Raw genomic sequence first — 20,876 nt, 5'->3', positions numbered from 1 at the left:
GGGTGACCCGAGCGGTACCTCCGGACCCGGTCAAGAAGTTGTCCGGAATCCGCCACCGTGAATTTTGGTCTAGTCCACCGTCGGGAGCTGGGGCACACTGAGTCGACGGAGATCGGCACAGGGGTTCAACCGAACGGTAGGACGCCCGTGTTCGGACCGAGGCGGGGACTCCGCTCCGGCCCGTCGGTTCTCGGCGGAGCACCCCGCGAGGAGACGAAGCGCAGCGGACCGGAGCGAGCGGGCTCCGGGCACCGCGGGGAAACAGGAGAGTCATGTCGACGAACGCACTGAATCGGCGCACGTTTCTGGCCTCGTTGAGCGCGGCGGGGGCAGCGGCGGCCGCTCTGCCCACCGCTGCCGCGGCACGCACCGGAGGTGACCACAGACCCGCCTACCTGGGCAGCTTCAGCTGGACCGACCCCCCGGGCAGGGGCTTCGACGTCGCTTCCCACGACCTGAGTTCGGGACAACTGCGACCGATCCGTTCGCTCGAGGGAGTACCCGACGCCTCGTGGTTGGCGTTCTCACCCGACCGGCATGTGCTCTACACGACCAACGAACTGGTCCCGGACGGTACCGTGACGGCGCTGAGCCTGTGGGATCCGCGGCACCCGAGGATCATCAACACACGCTCCAGCCGAGGCGCGGGGCCGACGCATCTCAGCGTGCATCCCAGCGGACGGTTTCTGCTGACGGCCAACTACACCGACGGCACTGTCGCGGTTCACCGGTTGGAGGTGGACGGCGGCGTCGGGGAATCGACGGATCTGGTTCGGCACACCTCCGAACCGCGCGCGCCCCACGCACATCAGGTCATCACCGATCCGAGCGGACGCTGGGTCGTGGCGGTCGATCTGGGTGCGGACGCGGTCTTCACCTACCGGCTGGACACCGCGTCAGGCGAGCTGCACCGAAACCAACGGCTGTCCGCCCCAACCGGCAGCGGACCTCGCCACTTGGCCTTTCATCCGGACGGCAGGCACGCCTACCTGCTCAACGAGTTGGCCAGCACGGTGACGGTACTGCGTTGGGATGCCGCGGCGGGAACTTTCGAGCTGGGCGAGAGTGTCAGCACTCGCCCACCGGACGCCGCGGGGGAGAACTATCCGGCGGAGATCGTCGTCACTCGCGACGACGACTGCTACGTCACCAATCGGGGCGATAACACCGTCGCTCACTTCAAGGTGAGCGACCGGGGAACACGATTGCACCTGACGGGCACGACCGATACCGGTGGGGACTGGCCTCGGCACTGCACTTTGGACCGGACTCGACGTTGGCTCCACGTGGCCAACCAGAACTCGGGAACGGTTACCAGGTTCTCGCGCGACTGTACGACGGGCTCGTTGAGCCAGGTGGTCGACTCCGTGGAGGTTCCCGGTGTCGCCGTGGTCGCGCTGTAGCGCACCGGTGGCGGCGGCCCGCTCCCCGGCGGGACCAAGGTGTCCCGCCTCGGCGGAGAGGGAGGTGGTGAAACCTGTCTCCCGCCCTCCCGCCGGGCGGCTCGGGTCCTCCCGTCGGACCACGTCGCACCGAGCGGCCCGGACGAGAGCATCCCGAGACATCCCGCTGCGGTGGCGGGCGGAGCACGGGGAGACAGCGGCTGTTCCACCGTGGACCCACCGCACTCCCGGAAGAAGTTGTCTCCTTTTACAGGTCTAAACCTTGTGTCCACTCAGTGGCCCACTTAGCATCGAGCACATTGCACAGAACAGAACAGACGTTGCATTCAACGCAACGGAGGTGTCATGCGGTTCTGGAAATTGGCCACCGCCGCGATCGTGGCGACGTTGCTGGTGGGATGCGGGCCACCCCAGGTGGATCAATCGAACTCCGGTGCGGACAGCCGCACCGGAACCCTTCGGGTGTGGCTGTTCGACGAGGCCAACCGTGACCCGAAGGAAAAGGTGGTCAACGCCGCGGTGGAGGAATTCGAGAAGAACCACCGGGACGTCACCGTCGAAGTCCGCTACATCGCGGTGGACACGCGATCGGAACGTTTCACCGGCGCCTTCAATGACCCCTCCAGCGCCCCCGACGTGGCGGAGTTCGGCAACACCGACCTCGCCAGCTACGTCACGGCAGGCGGAATGTCGGATCTCACCGGCATGATCGAGGACTGGCCCGCGGCGACCGACCTTTCCGACTCGGTGCTCGATACGGCCAAAGTCGACGACAAGGTCTACGGAGTCCCCTGGTTCACCGGCGTACGGGCGCTGTACTACCGCACCGACGTGTTCGACGAGCTGGGACTCGAACCACCGCGCAGTCTCGGTGAACTCGTCGAGACCGCTCGCAGGATCCGTTCGGAACGGCCGGACATGTACGGTATCGCCGCGGGCGGCAAGTACACCTACGCGATGATGCCGTTCATCTGGGCAGCCGGTGGTGAACTCGCCGAGCGCGGGAACGGCTCGTGGCGGTCCGCCATCGACGGCGAGGCCTCCCGTCGCGGAGTACGCACCTATACCAGCCTGCTTGATCCGGCGATCTGCCCACCGGACCAGTGTGCGCAACTGACCGGCACCGAAAGCGTCCAGGCGTTCGCTGGGGGCAAGGCGGCCATGACCATCGGCGGGGACTTCAACCGAACCGCCGTCAACGAGGGGGCCGCCGGGGACAAGTACGACGTGGTGCCGCTTCCGGGGCAACGAACCGGTTCTATCGCGCCCGCGTTCGCGGGTGGCAACCTGCTCGGAGTGCTGCGGTCCTCGGACCATTCCACCCTCGCCCAGGAATTCATCAAGGTGCTGGCGGGCAAGAAATACCAGCGCCGGATGTACGAGGCGATGAGTTATCTGCCCACCTTCGAGGACGTGCAGGACAAGGTAGCAGCCGACGATCCGGCCATCGAGCCGTTCATCGACACGCTGCAGGCCGGAACCCGTTTCGTTCCGAGCACGCCGGCGTGGTCCGAGATCGACGCGCAGGAGATCCTGCCGACGATGGCACAGCGGATCGCTACCGGCGAGGAGGTCCGTCCGGCCACCCAGCGGGCGGCCGAACGGATGAACAGCGCATTCGGCGACCGGTAGGAGTTCGTCGACTCGATTTCCGCGGTGCTCGCTCGGGTCCCCTCGCGGGCGGACCACGAGGGGCCGTTCGGCTCGGTCGCACCGAAGACCCCCGAGCGGCAGCCGCATCCGAGCGGGCACCGCGAGACCTGACAGAGCACCGCGGGGAAGCCGGCCACCACCCGATCCAGAAGGTTCCAGCCGATGACAGCCGAGCTGACCACCGAATCCGACCCGAGAACGCCACCAGGGGACACTGAAACACGACACGGACACCGCCGGCGTCGTTCCGGGGGCAACGGACAGGCCCGCGCCGCGGTGCTCTATCTGGCCCCCGCGGGGGTGCTGCTGATCGCGGTGATGGCCTACCCGCTGTACCAGCTCGTACAACTGTCGCTGTACGAGTACGGACAGGCTCAGGCGAGCGGTGGGGCACCGCTGGAGTTCCTCGGGCTGGGCAACTACGCGACGCTGCTCAGCGACAGTCGTTTCTGGATGGTGCTGGTCAACACCTGTGGGTTCGCCGCGGTCTGCGTGCTGGGCAGCCTGTCGGTGGGGATCGCGCTGGCCGTGCTGGCCGGCAGGGTCCGCTGGCTTCCCCGCACCCTGCTTTTCCTCGCGGCGCTCGGTGCCTGGGCGACCCCGGCGGTTGCCGGTTCGACAGTGTGGCTCTTCTTGTTCGACCAGAACTTCGGGTTGGTGAACGAAGTGCTGAGCGGGCTCGGTTGGCAGGGTATGGAGGGATTCTCCTGGACCTACGACCGGTTCACCGCATTCGGCCTGGTGGCCGGTGAGGTCATCTGGTGCTCGTTCCCGTTCGTGATGGTGACGATGTACGCGGGCATCAAGGCCATACCCGGCGAGATCGTCGAGGCCGCCTCACTGGACGGGGCCTCGACCTGGCGCACCGCCCGAAGCGTGCTGCTGCCGATACTACGACCGCTTCTGATCATCGCCACCATTCAGTCGATCATCTGGGATTTCAAGATCTTCACACAGATATACGTGATGACCGACGGCGGCGGAATCGCGGGACAGAATCTCGTACTCAACGTCTACGCCTACCAGGAGGCGTTCGCCGGATCGAATTACGGACTCGGCTCGGCCATCGGAGTGGTGATGACCGGGTTGCTGTTGCTGATCACGGTGATTTACCTGTGGGCACAACGAACTACGGGGGAAAACACATGACCACAGCGGCACGCGCCCCGAAACGGGGTCTTATCGGCCGCGTACTGCCGGGAAAACGCCCCGGGAGAACACTGGCCGAGATCGCGACGGTGCTCGTGGCGGCCACCATCGCCTTTCCGCTCTACTGGATGGTGCTCACCGCCTTCAAACCGGACGGGCAGATCCAGTCCACCGATCCGCGCCCGTGGACGCTCTCGCCCACGCTGGAAAACTTCCGGCAAGTGTTCACCGTGGACGATTTCGGCAGGTACTTCCTGAACAGCGTGATCGTTGCCGGGGTCGTGGTGCTGATCTCGCTCGTGATGTCGTTTCTGGCCGCTGTGGCACTTACACGGTTCCGTTTCCGCGGTCGAACCGTGCTGCTGATCATGATTCTGGTGGCGCAAATGGTTCCGGTGGAGGCACTGACCATTCCGCTGTTCTTCCTGATGCGTTCGGTCGGTTCGGTAGCCCCCTGGTTCGGGTTGAACCACCTCGGCTCGTTGATTCTGGTGCACCTGGCCTTCAGCCTGCCGTTCGCGATATGGATGCTTCGCGGCTTCGTCGCCGCGGTTCCGGCCGAGCTCGAAGAAGCCGCCACACTGGACGGAGCGGGCAGGTTCCGATTCACGTGGCAAGTACTCTTTCCCCTGGTCGCCCCGGGACTTGTGGCGATGAGCGTACTGTCTTTCATCCACGCGTGGAACGACTTCCTGTTCGCCAAGACGTTCATCATCTCGGCGACGGAGAACCAGACACTCCCGTTGGCGATCCTGGTCTTCTTCAAACCGACGGGCAACGACTGGGGCGCCATCATGGCGGGATCCACCCTGATGACGATCCCGGTCCTGGTGTTCTTCGTGTTCGTACAACGCCATCTGGTCTCCGGCATAGCAGGGGCGGTGAAAGCGTGAGCAGCAATGCCTCTCCCCTTCCGTTGGACTCGGTGATTCCCCGCCCCACAGTGGTGCGCCCCGGCCGGGGCAGCTTCGTGCTGGACGGCGACACCACGCTCGCGGGCGACTCCGCCGCGTGCGACTGGTTTCGCCGACACGTGGGCGCGGCTGTCGGACTACCGCTTCGCGAGTCCGAGCACGCCGACATCACGTTCCTGATAGCCCCGGAGGAAATCGACGCCCCCGAGGGATACCGGCTCGACATCACCGAGCACGAAATCCGGATTCGTGCCCACGACGAGGACGGTGCCCACTACGCGGCCCAAACCCTGCGGCAGCTGTTGGGAGCCGACGCGTGGCGCGCGGCGCCGACGCGCCGGGGACCGTGGCGATTGCCGTGCGGCGAGATCGAGGACCGGCCCCGGTTCTCCTGGCGTGGCTGTCACCTTGATCTCGCGCGGCACTTCATGCCCAAGCGAGAGGTGTTGCGCTTCGTCGAACTGCTGGCGGCGCACAAGCTCAACGTGCTGCACCTGCACCTGACCGACGATCAGGGATGGCGGATCGAAGTCCCCGGCCTGCCCCGGCTCACCGAGGTAGGGGCCTGGCGAAAGGATTCACAGCTCGGTGCCGGCCCCGAAGCGGGACGCACCGAACGCCCGCACGGGGGCTACTACACCGGAGCGGACCTGGCAGAGATCGTCTCCTACGCGGCCGAGCACCGGATCACCGTCGTCCCCGAGATCGACGTACCGGGCCACTGCCAGGCTGCCATCGCCTCCTATCCGGAGCTGGGCAACGAACCACACCGGCAGTTGGATGTGTGGACCGGTTGGGGGATCAGCGAACACGTACTCAACGTGGAGGAAAGCACGGTGGAGTTCTTCTGCCGTGTGTTCGACCACGTGCTCAGCGTATTCCCCTCCCCCGTCATCTGTGTGGGAGGCGACGAGGTGCCGACCGATGAGTGGGAACGCAGCCCACGGTGCGTGCGACGCAGCAGGCAGCTCGGTCTCTCGGAACCCGCGAAGCTGCACGGCTGGTTCCTGCGCCGGATCATCGAGCACCTGCACGCCAGCGGCAGACGAGCGATCGGCTGGGACGAGATGCTCGACTCCGGCGAATCGTTGCCGGCCGGTAGCATCGTCGCCTCGTGGCGTGACGAGCAGGGCGGAGTCCGGGCTGCCAGGGCGGGGTACGACACTGTCATGTGCCCCGAGCAGCGGGTGTACCTGGACCATCGACAGGCAGCGGGCTCCGAGGAGCCGGTTCCGGTCGGATTCGTGAACACTCTCGAGGACGTCTACGCCTACGATCCGGTGCCGGCCGAGTCACCGAGTGCGTTGTCCCGGCGTGTGCTGGGAGCACAGGCACAGGTGTGGACCGAGCACCTCGACTCGCCCTCCAGGGTCGACTACGCCGCCTTTCCCAGACTGTGCGCGTTCGCCGAGGTCGCCTGGTCGTCTACCGCCGTCCGGGACTTCTCGGACTTCCGGACTCGGTTGACCACGGAGCATCTCGCACGGTTGACGGCGTTCGGAGTACAGTTCCGGCCGCTACAGGGACCACTGCCCTGGCAACGGCGCCCGGGCGTACCCGGTAAACCGCGTTGAGCGGACCGCCGATCGACGCGACCGCGGCACCAGCCGGTGGTGTCACCGATCGCCTCAGGTGTCCCGTCCGGCCGGCTCACCTTTCTGCCTGACCCCCCTGTCCGCGTCGGAGGCGTGCGAATCCCGCGAGTCCTCCTCTCCTGTGTTGGCGAGTCCCGCCTCGGCGTCCACGTAGTACGGCCGCGGGGCCCGGGAGCGCAGTACCACGCGGCCGGCGTCGGCCGTCGCACCGAACTGGCGACTCTGTCCCACGTAGATCCCCACCGGGATTTGAACGGCGACCAGCAGGCACAACGAAAGCAACGGCAGTGTCCACGATCCGGTGAGATCGCGCAGCGCACCGGTGAGTATCGGCCCGGTGGCGGCCACCAGATACCCGGCCGTCTGCGACATCGCCGCCAGTGCGGCGGCCCCCCTCGCGTCAGCCGCGCGCAGGACGACGAGCATGAATCCGATCCCGATCGTCCCGCCGAGCCCCACCCCCAGCACCAGCACCCAGAGCAGTGCACCGCTTCGTGGTGACAGGGTCAGCCCGAGCAACCCGATCAGCAACATGGCGGGGAAGGTCGTGGTGATCCAGACCTGACGGCTGCTGCGGGCCGCCATTATGGGTGCCGCCAGCGAGAAGGGAATCCCGACGAGATTGGCCAGTGAAAGCATCTGGCCACCGGTCGTGGGGTCCATACCGTTGTCGGTGAGTATCTTCGGCAACCAGGCGATGACGGTGTAGAACGTCAGTGACAGCAGAGCGAAGAAGCCGGTGACACCCCACCCCAACGGACTCCGCCAGGCTTGTCCGCCCCGGGCGTCACCGATGGCGTCCGCCGTGGAACCCGTCGGATCACGGTGCTGGGGGAGCCACAGCACAACGGCCAGCACGGCGGGAACGGCCCACACCGCCAATGTGGCGCGCCAACCGAGGCCGGTGAAATGCTGCCAGGGAATCGTCAGTCCGGCTGCCGCCGCGGTACCGATACTGATTCCCATCGTGTACAGCCCCGTCATGACGCCGCTCTGCGCGCCGAAACGTTTCTTGATCACTGTGGGAAGGAGTACGTTTCCGCCCGTGATGGCGATGCCCACCAGTATCGTTCCACCGAACAACGCGGCGGAGGCCGGAACCACTCGCAGCAGGATTCCGGCGAACAGCAACAGCAGTGCCACCGCTATGGTGCGTTCCTCGCCGTAGCGCCTTCCCAATCGTGGCGCGGTGGTGGACAGCAGCACGAAGCACAGCAGCGGAACCGTGGTGAGCAGTCCGGTAGCGGTGTTCGACAAACCGGTATCCGACTGGATCTGCCCCACCAATGGCGCCACCGAAGCTATCGCGGGACGCAGATTGATCGCGACGATCAGTATTCCGGATGCGGACAGCAAAAACGAGAGGATGTTGATCTTGTTCCTGTTCGAAACGCCGGAGTGGTTCCCGGCGGATCCAGTAGTGTCATTCAACATGAATCACATTTCATTTTCCGGGAATTGCGAAGCGACATTACCAAATGAATTTTCTTCATAGAACACCCAGAACAAAGAAAACGGCCGGTCAACACTTTGTCATTCTTTCGAGCGACCGTAGATAGAGGGAAAATTCAGTCCGAAATTAACGATTCTTCCCGAGAAGGAAACATCCGTCGACGACGATCAAGATCATCATTCGGAGCCAAAAAATACGAATTATACCGCTCTGTTGTTCGTATTTTCGGGTCGGCTGATCCCGACCCGGGAAACCGGCACACGACCACGGGGGCACGCGAGTGCAGCCATCGCACCGACGGCGGGATTCAAGAAGATCATTTTTATCACCCTTCGGCATTCCGAAACAGGTGATGGAAAACCGGGGATAACCGCGAATCAGGCGTGGAGCGCCAACGGTGGAAATCCTCAGGGAACGACGCGGGCCAACACGGCGCGGAAGGCGTCACGATGCACGCTGGCAGGATCCCGTGCCAGGTAATGCCCGATCTCCCGGACGAACCCCTCGGGGGTCATGGGAGGCGCGGGAGCGCTCGTCGGTGACTCACTCGCCGTGATCTCACCCGCTCGACTCGGATAGAGCACGAGCGCGCCCACGACCTCGATGTCGTCGAGCAGTTCCCGGTAAGCGGCGATGCCTTCCGCGAGCCTGGTTCCCCCACCCCTGAACTTGCCCCCGTTCCGACGCAGCGTGCCGTCGGCATCGGCGGTGTAGTGGCCGGGCAACCACATCTTCGATTCGATCAGAACCAGTCGCTTGCCGCACAACACGGCGTGGTCGATGTCCGCGAAGACCGAATCGGGCCAGGACAGCCCGTGGAATACCTTGGCCCCCGGCAGTCTGGTGAAGTAGTCGGCCAATAACCCCGCGGTGAAACGCTCACCGTACTCGCCACGTACCCCCTCGGGTTGGCCGAAAACCACGGAACGGCCGAACTCGGACAGAAAGACCCGGTCTTCCGAGGCCGGGGGCAGATATTCGGGAACGTGACGATACACCCCGGCCACAGCCACGGCGGGCATCAGCCACAGCACCAACATCAGGGGCCAGGCATCGCTGACCAACACCACGGGCAACAACAAGGCCCACCCACCGATGGTGGTGAGCACTTCGCCTCGGCTGTACGTGGCACGGGGGAAGTAACGCACCGGCTGATCGGGGTTGACCTCGGTCCACCACTGCAGCCGTGCCACGTCGGGCTCGGGAACGGGCGGCACGAAACTCGGGTCGGCACCGAAATCACGCCTGTCGGTGTCCCGCGAACGACGGCGGCGGGCGGTAGGAGCGCCACTGGTGTCACGCCCACCGGCGTCGACGGTGTCGCCACGATCGTATGCCGCGCGACGCACCGGATCACTGAGAGTCTCGTACGCCTCCTGCAGCGAGCGGAAAGTGTCCGCCGTGCCCCCGGCATCGGGATGCATCACACGGGCAAGCGACCGATAAGCTGACTTGATCTCCGCGGCGGAGGCTTCACGAGTCACCCCGAGCAGCTCGTAGTAGTCGACCCCGCTCAAGCTGTCGCGCCCACCTTCCGTTCCGACACTGTGACGATGCGACCGCGCTCGGATGGGCGTCCCGGGGATCGTCGAACGAGAGGCGTTTTCCCCTGAGGGTGCACACCGACACGCGGGGAAAGAGAGTACACAGTAGTCGATCTCGCCCGGGGTCCGGTTCCCGATTTGACGTGCTCCCCGCTGTGGGCGGCGGGGATGCCGGTGGCGGCATCGCGGTCGCGGTCGTGGACCACGCCGCACGGGCATCCCCATGCGCGTACCGACAGTGGTTTGGGCCCGTCGACACGTCGTGCACGCTCTTGGCCAGTCGGCGCGAGCGTCGGCCACCTTCGCGTGCTGCCGGGCGATCTTCCGAGCGGGGAATCGGGGATTGCCGATAACCTGCCCGTGCTGGTCCACCGCGAACGCCGACAGCCCCGGCTCCGGGTCAAGCTCCGGGGCAAGCTCGACGTCGTGGCCGTACTCGTCGGTGGCGGGCGAGAGGATCTCGTCGCCGCCTCTGCGACGGTGCTCCGTTGATCGTCATCCGGCAGTACGTGGCAAACCAACGGCGCCCTACGGGGCATGCCCGACCACAAGCACCACTGATCGACTCACTCCGGCCCGAGGGCCGGAGCGCGCACCGACGAACTACTGGTCAGTGCTCGGTCAGCGCCGGCGCCAGGAACCGGCCGGTGTAGCTCTCCCCGACTTCGGCCAGCTGTTCCGGTGTTCCCTCGGCGACCAGCGTGCCACCACCGTTACCGCCTTCGGGCCCCAGGTCGAGCAGCCAGTCGGACATTTTGATCACGTCGAGGTTGTGCTCGATCACGACCACGGTGTTCCCCTTGTCAACCAGACCGTTGACCACACCGAGCAGCTTGCGGATGTCCTCGAAGTGCAGTCCCGTGGTCGGTTCGTCGAGAATGTAGACGGTCCGGCCCGTCGAGCGCTTCTGGAGTTCACTGGCGAGCTTGACCCGCTGTGCCTCGCCACCGGACAGCGTGGGCGCGGGCTGGCCGAGACGTACGTAGCCGAGTCCGACGTCCACCAACGTCTTCAGATACCTGTGAATCGCGGTGATCGGCTCGAAGAACTCGGCCGCGTCCTCGATGGGCAGGTCGAGAACCTCCGCTATGGTCTTGCCCTTGTAGCGGACCTCGAGGGTCTCCCGGTTGTAGCGAGCCCCCTTGCAGACCTCGCAGGGGACGTAGACGTCGGGCAGGAAGTTCATCTCGATCTTGAGGGTTCCGTCGCCGGCACAGGCCTCACAACGTCCCCCTTTGATGTTGAACGAGAACCTGCCTGGTTGGTACCCCCGAACCTTCGCCTCCGTGGTGGCCGCGAACAGCTTCCGGATCCGGTCGAACACCCCTGTGTAGGTGGCCGGGTTGGAACGGGGCGTACGCCCGATCGGGGATTGATCAACCTGGACGAGCTTGTCCACGTTGTCGATCCCCCTGATGCGCTTGTGCCTGCCGGGAACCGTGCGGGCACCGTTGAGCTTGTTGGCCAACGAGGAGGCCAGTACGTCGTTGACCAGAGTCGACTTGCCGGAACCGGAAACGCCGGTAACGCCTATCAGACAGCCCAGCGGGAACGATACGTCGATCTCCCGGAGGTTGTTTTCCCTGGCCCCGACCACGGTCAGTTGGTTCTTGGGGTTCCTGGGCCTGCGCTCGGCGGGAAGCTCGATGCGCTTGCGCCTGGCCAGGTAATCACCGGTCAACGACTTCTCGTTGGTGAGCAGCTCGGCGACCGGACCGGCGTGTACGACACGTCCGCCGTGCTCACCGGCGCCGGGTCCGATGTCGACCACCCAGTCGGCGCTGCGCACCGTGTCCTCGTCGTGCTCGACCACGATCAGGGTGTTGCCGAGGTCACGCAGCCGGTTCAAGGTGTCCAACAGGCGGTGGTTGTCACGTTGATGTAGCCCGATCGAGGGCTCGTCGAGTACGTAGAGGACTCCGACAAGCCCGGAACCGATCTGGGTCGCCAGCCGAATCCGTTGTGCCTCACCGCCGGAGAGCGTGCCCGCGGGTCGATCCAACGAAAGGTACTCGAGCCCGACGTCGAGCAGGAAACCCAGCCTGGCCTGCACCTCCTTGAGGACTCGTCCGGCGATCATCTGTTCCCGCTCGCCCAGCACCAGCCCGTCGAGAAACGCCGAACACTCCCGCACGCTCAACGAACTCACCTGGGCTATGGACATCTCCCCCATTTCGGGGTTGTGCACGGTGACGGCCAGGATCTCCGGTTTGAGCCGAGTACCCGCGCAGGAGGGACAGGGCACATCGCGCATGTAGCCCTCGTACTTCTCCCGCGCGTAGTCGGACTCGGTCTGGTCCAACCGGCGTTCCAGGAAGGGGATCACGCCCTCGTAGGCGGCGTAGTAGGAGCGCTGCCTGCCGTAACGGTTCCGGTAGCGCATGTGGATCTGGTCGGTGCTGCCGTGCAGCACGGCCTTTTTGACCTTGGTGGGCAACCGGTTCCACGGGGTGTCCATCCGGAAGCCGACCGACTCCGACAGCGCGGTCAGCATACGGGTGAAGTACTCGGCGGTGTTGCCTCCCGCCCACGGCGCGATCGCCCCCTCGGACAACGAGAGATCCTCGTCGGGAACGATGAGTTCCGGATCGACCTCCTTGCGAATACCGAGCCCGGTACAGTCCGGGCACGCTCCATAGGGGGAGTTGAAGGAGAAGGCCCGTGGTTCCAGCTCCTCCACTCCGAAGGGGTGCCCGTTCGGGCAGGCGAAGTTCTCCGAGAACTTGCGTTCCCGCTGTGCGTCGTGCTCCTCGACGTCGACGAACTCCAGCGCTACCAACCCGTCGGCCAGCCGAAGCGCGGTTTCCACGGAGTCGGTGAGTCGCTGCTTGGCCTCGGACTTGACGGTCAGCCGATCCACGACCACGGCGATGTCGTGCTTTTCCTGCTTCTTGAGCGTCGGTGGCGACTCGAGCGGATATACGGCGCCGTCCACGCGCACACGTGCGTATCCCTGTGTCTGCAGCTGCTCGAACAGGTCGACGTACTCGCCCTTGCGCCCCCGTACCACCGGAGCCAGCACCTGGAACCGGGTACGCTCCGGCATCGCGAGAACCTGATCGACGATCTGCTGCGGAGTCTGCTTGCTGATGGGGTCCCCGCACTCCGGGCAGTGCGGTTTGCCCGCCCGGGAGAACAGCAACCGCAGATAGTCGTGGACCTCGGTGATGGTGCCGACGGTCGACCGGGGGTTCTTGCTCGTGGACTTCTGATCGATGGACACGGCGGGGGACAGTCCTTCGATGAAATCGACATCCGGTTTGTCCATCTGCCCCAGAAACTGCCTGGCATAGGCCGACAGCGACTCCACGTACCGGCGCTGTCCCTCGGCGAAGATGGTGTCGAAGGCCAGGCTCGACTTGCCGGACCCGGACAGGCCGGTGAAAGCGATCAGGCTGTTACGCGGCAGGTCGAGGTCGATCCCGGTGAGATTGTGCTCACGAGCGCCGCGGACGACTAGGCGGTCAGCCACTCGAAGATCCCTTCACAAAGTATGTGGTCTGCGGATGCACGTTGTGATGCGGCGGCCGCCGTTGTCGCCACTTCACCACGATCCCGCCCGCGGCTCCCGATACCCGAACAACCGTCGCTCGGTGGGCGCGGGGCGCGGTTCGCGCCCATGCTATTGCAGCGGGACGACAATACGGCTCGACGCGGTCCACCCCGAACGGGGACCCGGACACCTCCGCACGCGGCGAACAACGTCACGAACGCGACGAGCATTCCGAACCGGTTCCGGGGCGGGGAACAACCACGCGAACTTCACTCTGGTGAGTGATATATGCGTATCGGCCCCAGCCACCAGCGGGCTCCGCGCCGACTTCACGGCCCCACGAGACTACCGCCACGGGTGCGGGGACGCCTATCCTCGTCCAAAGCCGGTACTACCACCCCGCCCCGATGACTCGGGACGACGACATCGAGGCCACGCGAAGGCGGGGAAGCATGACCGATCTCGAGTACGAGGAATACGCCGACGGTGAAGTGGCTCGGCGACACCCTCGCCGAAAAGAGCTGCTGACAGCCGTGCAGCAGGCCACTGCCGGGTTGCTGAGCACGGTGGAGGCAATGGACGACGCTTCGGTACACGAGCCCAGCCTGCTGCCCGGTTGGAGCAGGGCACACGTGATCTCGCACCTGGCCCGCAACGCCGACGGGTGCGTCAACCTGCTGACGTGGGCACGCACCGGTGTCGAACACGCCATGTACGCCAGCAGACAGGACAGGGACGCCGACATCTCCGAGGGCAGCCTGCGAAACCACCGACTGCTGCTGGAGGACGTGGCGGCCGCCTCGGGGCGGCTGGCGGAGGCTTTCCGAACGCTGCCGGAGCCGGCGTGGTACGCCGAGGTGGAAGTGGCCCCGGGAAAGTCGATCCCCGCGCACCAGATACCACGGATCCGCCTGTTCGAGGTACGGGTGCACTCGGTGGATCTGAATCACGGCTTCGGATTCGACGACATACCGCGCGAGGAGATCGAATGGCTGCTCAACGACGCCGTCCGGCAGTTCGGCGGGCGCCCCGATGTCCCGCCGCTCTCCCTCGAGGTCGAGTTCACCGACGGAAGCAGCAGTGTGTGGCGGCTCGGCACCCCGAACTCACCGGAGCACCGGGTGCGGGGCACTCCGGGAGCCGCCCTGGGATGGCTGCTGGGCAGAACCGGCCCCCAGCAGCTGGCAGGTACCCCTCCCGAGTTGCCATCGTGGCTGTGACCGCCACCGCGCGGGCCAACGGGTTCGGCCCGCCCGGAACCTCGGCGAACCGGGACGACGGAGTCCTACTAGGCTCTCCGTCGTGGAGATCCAGGAACACTACACCGGACACGTGCAGCCGGGCGGGGCCGCCGCGCGGCGGAGGCTGGACGCGCTGACCGTCACCAAGATTTCCGTGGGACGGATGGACAACAACGCGTACCTACTCACCTGCAGGCGCACCGGGGACGCGTTGCTGATCGACGCGGCCGACGATCCGGAGCGGTTGACCGACCTGCTCGGCCACGACGAGGACCGTCCGCGACTGCGCACCATCGTCACCACGCACCGGCATCCGGACCACTGGCAAGCACTCGGTTCCATCGCCGGTCAGACCGGTTCCTATACCGTGGCTCATCCCCTGGACTCGGAACCGCTTCCGGTCCCTCCCGATCGGGAGGTCGAACACGGCGAAACCATCCAGGTGGGCGAGTCCGCGCTGGAGGTCGTGCACCTGCGGGGACACACGCCTGGTTCGATCGCGCTGCTCTACCGCGACCCGGTGGGGCACCCGCACCTGTTCACCGGGGACTCGCTGTTTCCCGGTGGGGTCGGCAAGACGGGGACACCGGAGGACTTCCGCTCGCTGCTCGACGACGTGGAGAACCGGGTCTTCGGCGTTCTCACCGACGACACGTGGTTCTATCCCGGCCACGGTGACGACTCGACCCTGGGGAACGAGCGTCCGAAACTATCCGAGTGGCGGGCACGTGGCTGGTGAGCACCGATCGGCCGACGAGCCGACGGACGAGGCTCGCCCATCGCGGGTTCCGGCCGGCCGAGAACACCTCGACCGGCCGCGCTCCCGAACGGTAGCCCCCTGTCGAATCGCACCGGATCCGGCGACACACCGACGCTGAGCGCGGTGGACGACGAGCTGATCCCGCAGAGTGGGAGCGTGCTCCGCCACACCGTCATCGTGCTGAGCCTGTTGCTGGCAGCACCAGAGGTCCTGCCGTCACCACAAGCGACGGCGTCCTCGAGCTCGACGTCCTCGAGTTCGGCAGCGGGTTGCGGGCAACCGAGTCCACACTTACGGGTGATGCAGTACAACATCCATTCGGGCCGTGACTCCCAGGGGAGGTTGAATCCGCGACGGACGGCTTCGGTGATCGAGCGATCGGGAGCCGAGGTGGTAGCCCTGCAAGAAGTGGATGTGCACTGGTCACGGCGCAGCGCCTGGCGCGACCAGGCGAGAGTGCTGGCGAGCAGACTGGGGATGCGCGCGTTCTTCGCGCCGATCTACACTCTTCCCCCGCCACGGCCGAGGTATCCGAAACGACGGTTCGGCCTGGCGGTACTGAGCGAACACCCCGTGCTCTCCGCGACCAACCACCGGATGACCAGGCGGAGCACTCAACACCCCTCCGAGAGCACCGTCAGACTGCCGGGATTTCCCGAAGTGGTCGTGGATATCAACGGAACCGCCGTGCACGTTTACGCCGCTCATCTGGACTACCGAAAACGCCCTCGGACGCGACGGATCCAGGTGAGGGAGATCGTGACCGCCCTGGATCGGGACGATCCGGGTACGCCCCGACTGCTGCTCGGGGATCTCAACGCCACCTCGCGAGCTCCGGAACTGGCTCCGCTCTGGAAGCGGCTTCGCGACACGGCGGGACACACCGGCGCGCCAACCTACCCGGCGCGAGGACCGCGGGTGCGGCTCGACCACATAGCGGCGTCCCGGGAGACGGAGATCGTTTGTTCGACGACGGTGGCCAGCACGGCCTCCGATCACCTTCCGGTGCTCGCGGAACTGCGAATCCCGAGTTGAAAAGTTCGGTTTCCCGCTCGGGTCACGGGGTCCACGACACCTCTCGGGAACCCCCGTTCGTGTGACGTTCGGCGACGGTTATCTCACCGCGACACGCTTTGGCGATCCTGTGCCTGCGCCGAATCCGCTCCAACAGCCCGAGGGGACGGGACTTTTCGCCGGGTGTCCCCTCCCCGTGCGAGATTTCGAACCCGCCACGCCGCAACGAACCGGAAAACCGCCAGCTTTCCCATCTTTCGAGGTCGGTACTGGTGTAGTCGTACCCGAATACCATTCCCGTTCCCCCGTCGAGGGGCAAAGCATCATCCAACGAGGTGATTTCCATACGGCCGGAGCTGCGCTCACCGAGTGCCACGGTGCTCACCGCGGCGGTCTCCGACCCGTGAATCAACAACGCGTTTCGCGCGGGATCGTCACGGCGGGCGGATTCGACGGCACGGTTCACTCCGGACAACTCCACGACCACTCGTGGCATCCACCACCAGTTCTCGCGGCGGAGCAGCAGGCTGTCGACGAGCGCACGCGAGGGCGGGTATTTGCGCAACTCCTGTTCGAGCAGCTGTTCGCCGAACAACGAGCCCGACAGATCATCGATCACCCGGACGGGACCGAAGACCACCAGGCCCCCCTGCCCCGTTCGCAGCGAACGTCCGTCCGTAACGGCGAAACCGACCTCGGTCGCCTCCGCCAACAGTCGAACGGTCGCACGATGGGAGTACGGCAGCGCCACACACGGCACCTCACCACGCAGCAACGGTGTCACGGCGATCCCGTTCGGACGCCCCGCCGAGTCCACCCAGCAGAGTTCGCCGGTCACCGCCTTTCGCCACACTGAACGGATTTGCCGCAACGGCTCTGTCCTTTCAACCTGGTGTGTGACCCCTGAATGGGAGATACTCTCCGTGGGTGGCTTATACCACGTTGTCGGACGCCGCAGCCACGCCGGAGGAGTGAGACATGCCCGCGATCGTTCCGGCCCTGGTGGTTCTGGGGATCTTCGCTCTCGGATACCGCTACTACTCGGCTTATCTGGCACGCCGTGTGTACGGTTTGGACCCCGAGTTCGTGACACCGGCCCACCAGAGGGGGGACGGAGTCGACTTCGTACCGACGAACAAGCACGTACTGTTCGGACACCACTTCACCTCGGTAGCGGGTGCCGCTCCGATCGTGGGACCGGCCATCGCGGTGTTCTGGGGTTGGGGACCGGCACTGCTGTGGATCACTTTCGGAACCATCTTCGCGGCGGGTGCACACGATTTCGGTTCACTGGTGGTCTCAGTACGGCACCGAGCCGAGAGTATCGGAACCCTGGCTCGTGACGTGATCAGCAGAAGAGCTCGCACACTGTTCCTGTTGATCATTTTCTTCCTGCTGACACTGGTCAACGCCGTGTTCGCCGTGGTCATCGCCAACCTGTTCGTGGCCAACCCGGCTGCCGTGCTGCCCGTGGTGCTACAGGTGCCACTGGCCATCGGTATCGGCCAGTACGTCTATCACACCAGGTCCTCGGCGTTCCTGCCATCGATCATCGGTGTGATCGTGTTGTATCTGACGATCCTGCTCGGCATGGCCTTTCCCGTCTCGCTGGATCCCCTCGCCGCCACGCTCGGGGCGGAGCCCAGGACACTGTGGGTCGTCTTCCTGTTCGCCTACACCTTCGTCGCCTCGCGACTTCCGGTGTGGGTGTTGCTACAGCCCAGGGACTACATCAACTCGCACCAACTGTTCGTCGGGCTCGCCGTGATCCTGCTGGGCGTCGTGGTCGGCTTCGACCGGATAGTCGCACCCGTGATCAACGACGTCCCCGCCGACTCGCCGAGCTGGTTCCCGTTCCTGTTCGTGACCATCGCCTGTGGGGCGGTGTCGGGTTTCCACAGCCTGGTCTCGTCGGGCACGTCCTCCAAACAGCTGGGCAGGGAAACCGATGCCCGATACATCGGATACATGGGGGCCGTGGGTGAAGGATCGCTCGCGGTCGCCGCGGTGCTCGCGGTTACCGCGGGAGCGGTGGGCTCGACTGTCGAGTGGAACAACCTCTACGCCAGCTTCGCCACCGCCTCCGACGGGGCGACCCAGAACTTCGTACGGGGTGTGGCCGGATTCGCGAACAATCTGGGACTGCCGATCAGCGTCGGCCTGGTATTCGCCACGATCATGGTGATCAGTTTCGCCGCCACCACGATGGACACGGGCGTACGGCTACAGCGTTACGTGGTGCAGGAGATCGGCGAGATCACCAGGGTTCGCCCGCTGGCGCGCAACATGACGCTGGCCAGTACGGTTGCCGTGGTCATCCCGATGGCGATGGCGTTGCTGCCCGGTGGAGGCGAAAAGGGCTACACCTTCGGGGTTCTCTGGCAACTGTTCGGTACCACCAACCAGCTCACGGCTGGGCTCGCGCTGGCCGTGGTGGCGGTGTGGGTGACCAAGAACAGGCGGAATCCGCTGGCGGTACTGGTACCGCTGCTGTTCCTGCTGGTGATGACCACATGGGCTCTGGCGCTGAACCTCGTCGAGTTCGTCACGCAGGGTCAGTGGGTACTCGCCCCGCTGGATGTGATCATCTTCCTGCTGGCGGTGTGGCTGATCGTGGAAGCGGCAGTAGCGCTGCGCAGAGCTGTGCGCAGTCGCGACGAAACCACCGATTCCCACCATTACGCCACGGAAGGATGATGTGACGGGCTCCGACGGCAGGAGCCCGTCATCCGTCCACCCCGCCGGGTACGCGTGGGGAGGCCCGCTCGGGACGGGCTCGACGCGCCGAGACGCCACAACGGAATCGATTCGGCCGATCGGGTGTCGTTCCCGAGTGCGGCTCTCCGGGGGTCGTGAACGGACCAACGGACAGCCACACCACCTGACCAGCATGTTCGCGACACGCCCGGTTGGCACGGGGCCACCCGCTCCGCCCGGCCAAGGCCCTGAACCGGATGGCCAGTACGTGATCAACCGTTGAACACCGGAGGTGGCATCGATCACACTCCAATGATCGTGGGAACTCCACACACGCCCAACCCGACCGGTCGGGTAACACCCGACCGCCGAAGACAGGAGCCGGTGTGTCCCGACGATCAACCGAGTCCACCCCCGTTTCCCGGACACGGGAGACGAACGAACCAAGGGCCCGCCAACGCGCGGCGATACGTCCCGTGCTGTGGCGTGTGCATTTTCTCGGCGGAGTACTGGCCGCCCCGATCTTGTTCGCCATGGCGATTACCGGAATTCTGTACGCCTGGAATCCGCAGCTGGAACACATCCTGCACCGGCAGGCCCTCAGCGCGACCGCCGAAGGCCCGGCGCGACCGCTGGACGAACAGATCTCCTCGGCGCGTGAAACACGGCCCGAACTGCGATTATCCTCTGTGACCCCTGCCGCTCCTGCCGCTCCGGCGGGTGAGGAGACAACGGCGGTAACCCTGGCCCCGGAAACAGCCGAGCAGAACAGGTTCGAAAAGCCGAAAGGCACGGTGACAGTCTACGTCGACCCGGCTTCGGCCGAAGTCACCGGCAGTATAACCGAATCGAACCGGCCGGACGAATGGCTGCGTAACCTGCATTCCAACTTTCGAATAGGGAAATTCGCGGAACCGATATCCGAACTGGCCGCGAGTTGGCTGCTGGTATCGATAATCACCGGACTCGTGCTGTGGTGGCCACGCGACAACCGAGCTCTCGCCAGAAACTTTCTGTTCCGGAAGCCGGGACGTCCCCGGTGGCGTTCGCTGCACGGGCTCGTCGGAGTCACCGCCGCCGCGGGGCTGGTACTGCTCATAGTCACCGGCCTGACGTGGACGACGTACGCGGGTTCCTGGGTCGACGTGGCACGAAGTCAGTTCGACTCGGACTCACCCGAGGTGTCCACGGTACTGCACCCGACCACCGGGACCGAGGAGGCCGGTGGAGCCACAGTAGACGAATCAGCCACGGCCGAGGTGACGACTGCCGGAGCAGACCGGGTGGCGACCGCGGCGCGGGAGGCCGGACTGAACGGAGTCGTGATATTCGAGCCACCCGACTCCCCCGGACACGCGTGGAAAGTCGAGGAGGACGACAGCCGATGGCCGGTGAACCCCACGGCGCTGGCCGTGAACGGCGACACCGGTGAGATCGTCGACCGGGTGGAATGGGCGGAGTACCCTCCGCTGGCCAAGGCCACCTCGCTGGGGATCGACTTTCACCAGGCCCAGTTGTTCGGGCTGGCCACGCAGCTGCTGTTGACCGCGCTCGCGGTCGCGTTGCTGGTGCTGATCATCGCTGGTTATCGGGTCTGGTTGTTGCGCAGGCCCTCCGGCTCACTCGGCGCGCCACCGCGCCTGGGATCAGTGGTGCGCAACGCCCCGTTGCCGATACTGCTCGGATTCGCACTGCTCATGGTGCTGCTCCCCTTGCTGGGCATCACACTGCTGGGATACCTGGCCCTCGAGCGAGCGGTGCACGCGATCCGCACCGGCGGGAAGTAGCACCCGGCTCCGAGGCTGGTCACGTGCGGTCGGGTCGATCGTTCGGCCCGACCGTGGTCCCGCACACCGGGGACGGGGATCCCGCCCGTCCGCGCCGCTCCGCACAACCGGTCCGGAGCGATGCGGTTCGGGTGCCCTTCCGGGCGTGACAATGTGGACACGGCACACTTCGG

General features: G+C 65.5%; 15 protein-coding genes. 11 read left to right on the top strand and 4 right to left on the bottom strand.

The genetic code is table 11. From position 1 onward, the window contains the following. Positions 1–272: 272 nt before the first annotated feature. The 5 genes from BM394_RS18300 (at position 273) to BM394_RS18280 (ending at position 6,693) form a co-directional block, all read left to right on the top strand. Entirely contained in the window at positions 273–1,403 is a 1,131-nt protein-coding gene (locus tag BM394_RS18300; RefSeq protein WP_092980112.1) for a lactonase family protein, read from the top strand. A 345-nt stretch (positions 1,404–1,748) separates the two neighbouring features. Then, positions 1,749–3,035, top strand: coding sequence for an extracellular solute-binding protein (locus BM394_RS18295; protein WP_092980110.1), 1,287 nt, complete (start codon positions 1,749–1,751; stop codon positions 3,033–3,035). Positions 3,036–3,218: 183 nt separating this feature from the next. Continuing rightward, positions 3,219–4,205: a carbohydrate ABC transporter permease gene (locus tag BM394_RS18290; protein WP_092980107.1), complete on the top strand. Its 987-nt coding sequence runs from the start codon at positions 3,219–3,221 to the stop codon at positions 4,203–4,205. Beyond that, the gene (locus BM394_RS18285) at positions 4,202–5,098 is read left to right on the top strand and encodes a carbohydrate ABC transporter permease (RefSeq protein WP_092980105.1); all 897 of its coding nucleotides are present in this window, start codon (positions 4,202–4,204) and stop codon (positions 5,096–5,098) included. Before BM394_RS18290 ends, BM394_RS18285 begins: the two co-directional genes overlap by 4 nt. Continuing rightward, positions 5,095–6,693, top strand: coding sequence for a beta-N-acetylhexosaminidase (locus BM394_RS18280; RefSeq protein ID WP_092980102.1), 1,599 nt, complete (start codon positions 5,095–5,097; stop codon positions 6,691–6,693). Before BM394_RS18285 ends, BM394_RS18280 begins: the two co-directional genes overlap by 4 nt. 54 nt (positions 6,694–6,747) lie before the next feature. Here BM394_RS18280 and BM394_RS18275 read toward each other — a convergent pair whose 3' ends face one another. Both BM394_RS18275 and BM394_RS18270 read right to left on the bottom strand, forming a co-directional pair. Continuing rightward, a complete protein-coding gene (locus tag BM394_RS18275; RefSeq protein ID WP_217643583.1) occupies positions 6,748–8,145 on the bottom strand; it encodes a CynX/NimT family MFS transporter in 1,398 nt (465 codons plus the stop codon). Between the two features lie 429 nt (positions 8,146–8,574). Then, a complete protein-coding gene (locus BM394_RS18270) occupies positions 8,575–9,684 on the bottom strand; it encodes a J domain-containing protein (protein WP_092980096.1) in 1,110 nt (369 codons plus the stop codon). A 387-nt stretch (positions 9,685–10,071) separates the two neighbouring features. Between BM394_RS18270 and BM394_RS23560 the strand changes: the two genes are divergently transcribed. Continuing rightward, entirely contained in the window at positions 10,072–10,203 is a 132-nt protein-coding gene (locus tag BM394_RS23560; RefSeq protein WP_281246459.1) for a hypothetical protein, read from the top strand. Positions 10,204–10,321: 118 nt separating this feature from the next. Here BM394_RS23560 and uvrA read toward each other — a convergent pair whose 3' ends face one another. Then, entirely contained in the window at positions 10,322–13,183 is a 2,862-nt protein-coding gene (gene uvrA / locus BM394_RS18260; protein WP_092980091.1) for an excinuclease ABC subunit UvrA, read from the bottom strand. A 428-nt stretch (positions 13,184–13,611) separates the two neighbouring features. Between uvrA and BM394_RS18255 the strand changes: the two genes are divergently transcribed. The 3 genes from BM394_RS18255 (at position 13,612) to BM394_RS18245 (ending at position 16,240) form a co-directional block, all read left to right on the top strand. Next, positions 13,612–14,424 carry a maleylpyruvate isomerase family mycothiol-dependent enzyme gene (locus BM394_RS18255; protein ID WP_245780279.1) on the top strand — a complete coding sequence of 271 codons (813 nt, stop codon included), beginning with the start codon at positions 13,612–13,614 and terminating at the stop codon, positions 14,422–14,424. 82 nt (positions 14,425–14,506) lie between these two features. Next, entirely contained in the window at positions 14,507–15,184 is a 678-nt protein-coding gene (locus BM394_RS18250; protein ID WP_092980088.1) for an MBL fold metallo-hydrolase, read from the top strand. Positions 15,185–15,328: 144 nt separating this feature from the next. Next, positions 15,329–16,240, top strand: coding sequence for an endonuclease/exonuclease/phosphatase family protein (locus tag BM394_RS18245; RefSeq protein ID WP_217643582.1), 912 nt, complete (start codon positions 15,329–15,331; stop codon positions 16,238–16,240). Between the two features lie 22 nt (positions 16,241–16,262). Here the strand turns inward: BM394_RS18245 and BM394_RS18240 are convergent, their stop codons facing one another. After that, positions 16,263–17,057: a hypothetical protein gene (locus BM394_RS18240; RefSeq protein WP_217643581.1), complete on the bottom strand. Its 795-nt coding sequence runs from the start codon at positions 17,055–17,057 to the stop codon at positions 16,263–16,265. Between the two features lie 140 nt (positions 17,058–17,197). On the opposite strand from BM394_RS18240, the gene BM394_RS18235 reads away from it, so the two are divergent. Together BM394_RS18235 and BM394_RS18230 are read left to right on the top strand one after the other, a co-directional pair. Continuing rightward, positions 17,198–18,916, top strand: coding sequence for a carbon starvation CstA family protein (locus BM394_RS18235; RefSeq protein WP_092980083.1), 1,719 nt, complete (start codon positions 17,198–17,200; stop codon positions 18,914–18,916). Between the two features lie 386 nt (positions 18,917–19,302). After that, the gene (locus tag BM394_RS18230; protein ID WP_092980081.1) at positions 19,303–20,703 is read left to right on the top strand and encodes a PepSY-associated TM helix domain-containing protein; all 1,401 of its coding nucleotides are present in this window, start codon (positions 19,303–19,305) and stop codon (positions 20,701–20,703) included. Positions 20,704–20,876: the final 173 nt, after the last annotated feature.

Origin of the sequence: Actinopolyspora lacussalsi subsp. righensis, from assembly GCF_900116555.1 — a bacterium.
GTDB lineage: Bacteria > Actinomycetota > Actinomycetes > Mycobacteriales > Pseudonocardiaceae > Actinopolyspora > Actinopolyspora lacussalsi.
The sequence above is the reverse complement of the archived record's forward strand: the minus strand, read 5'-3'. Positions and strand labels throughout refer to the sequence as shown.

Excerpts from the sequence above, each read along its gene's own strand:
- BM394_RS18290 (WP_092980107.1), top strand. The coding sequence starts at position 3,219 with ATGACAGCCGAGCTGACCACCGAATCCGACCCGAGAACGCCACCAGGG.
- BM394_RS18255 (WP_245780279.1), top strand. The coding sequence starts at position 13,612 with ATGACTCGGGACGACGACATCGAGGCCACGCGAAGGCGGGGAAGCATG.
- BM394_RS18235 (WP_092980083.1), top strand. The coding sequence starts at position 17,198 with ATGCCCGCGATCGTTCCGGCCCTGGTGGTTCTGGGGATCTTCGCTCTC.
- BM394_RS18295 (WP_092980110.1), top strand. The coding sequence starts at position 1,749 with ATGCGGTTCTGGAAATTGGCCACCGCCGCGATCGTGGCGACGTTGCTG.
- BM394_RS18285 (WP_092980105.1), top strand. The coding sequence starts at position 4,202 with ATGACCACAGCGGCACGCGCCCCGAAACGGGGTCTTATCGGCCGCGTA.
- BM394_RS18300 (WP_092980112.1), top strand. The coding sequence starts at position 273 with ATGTCGACGAACGCACTGAATCGGCGCACGTTTCTGGCCTCGTTGAGC.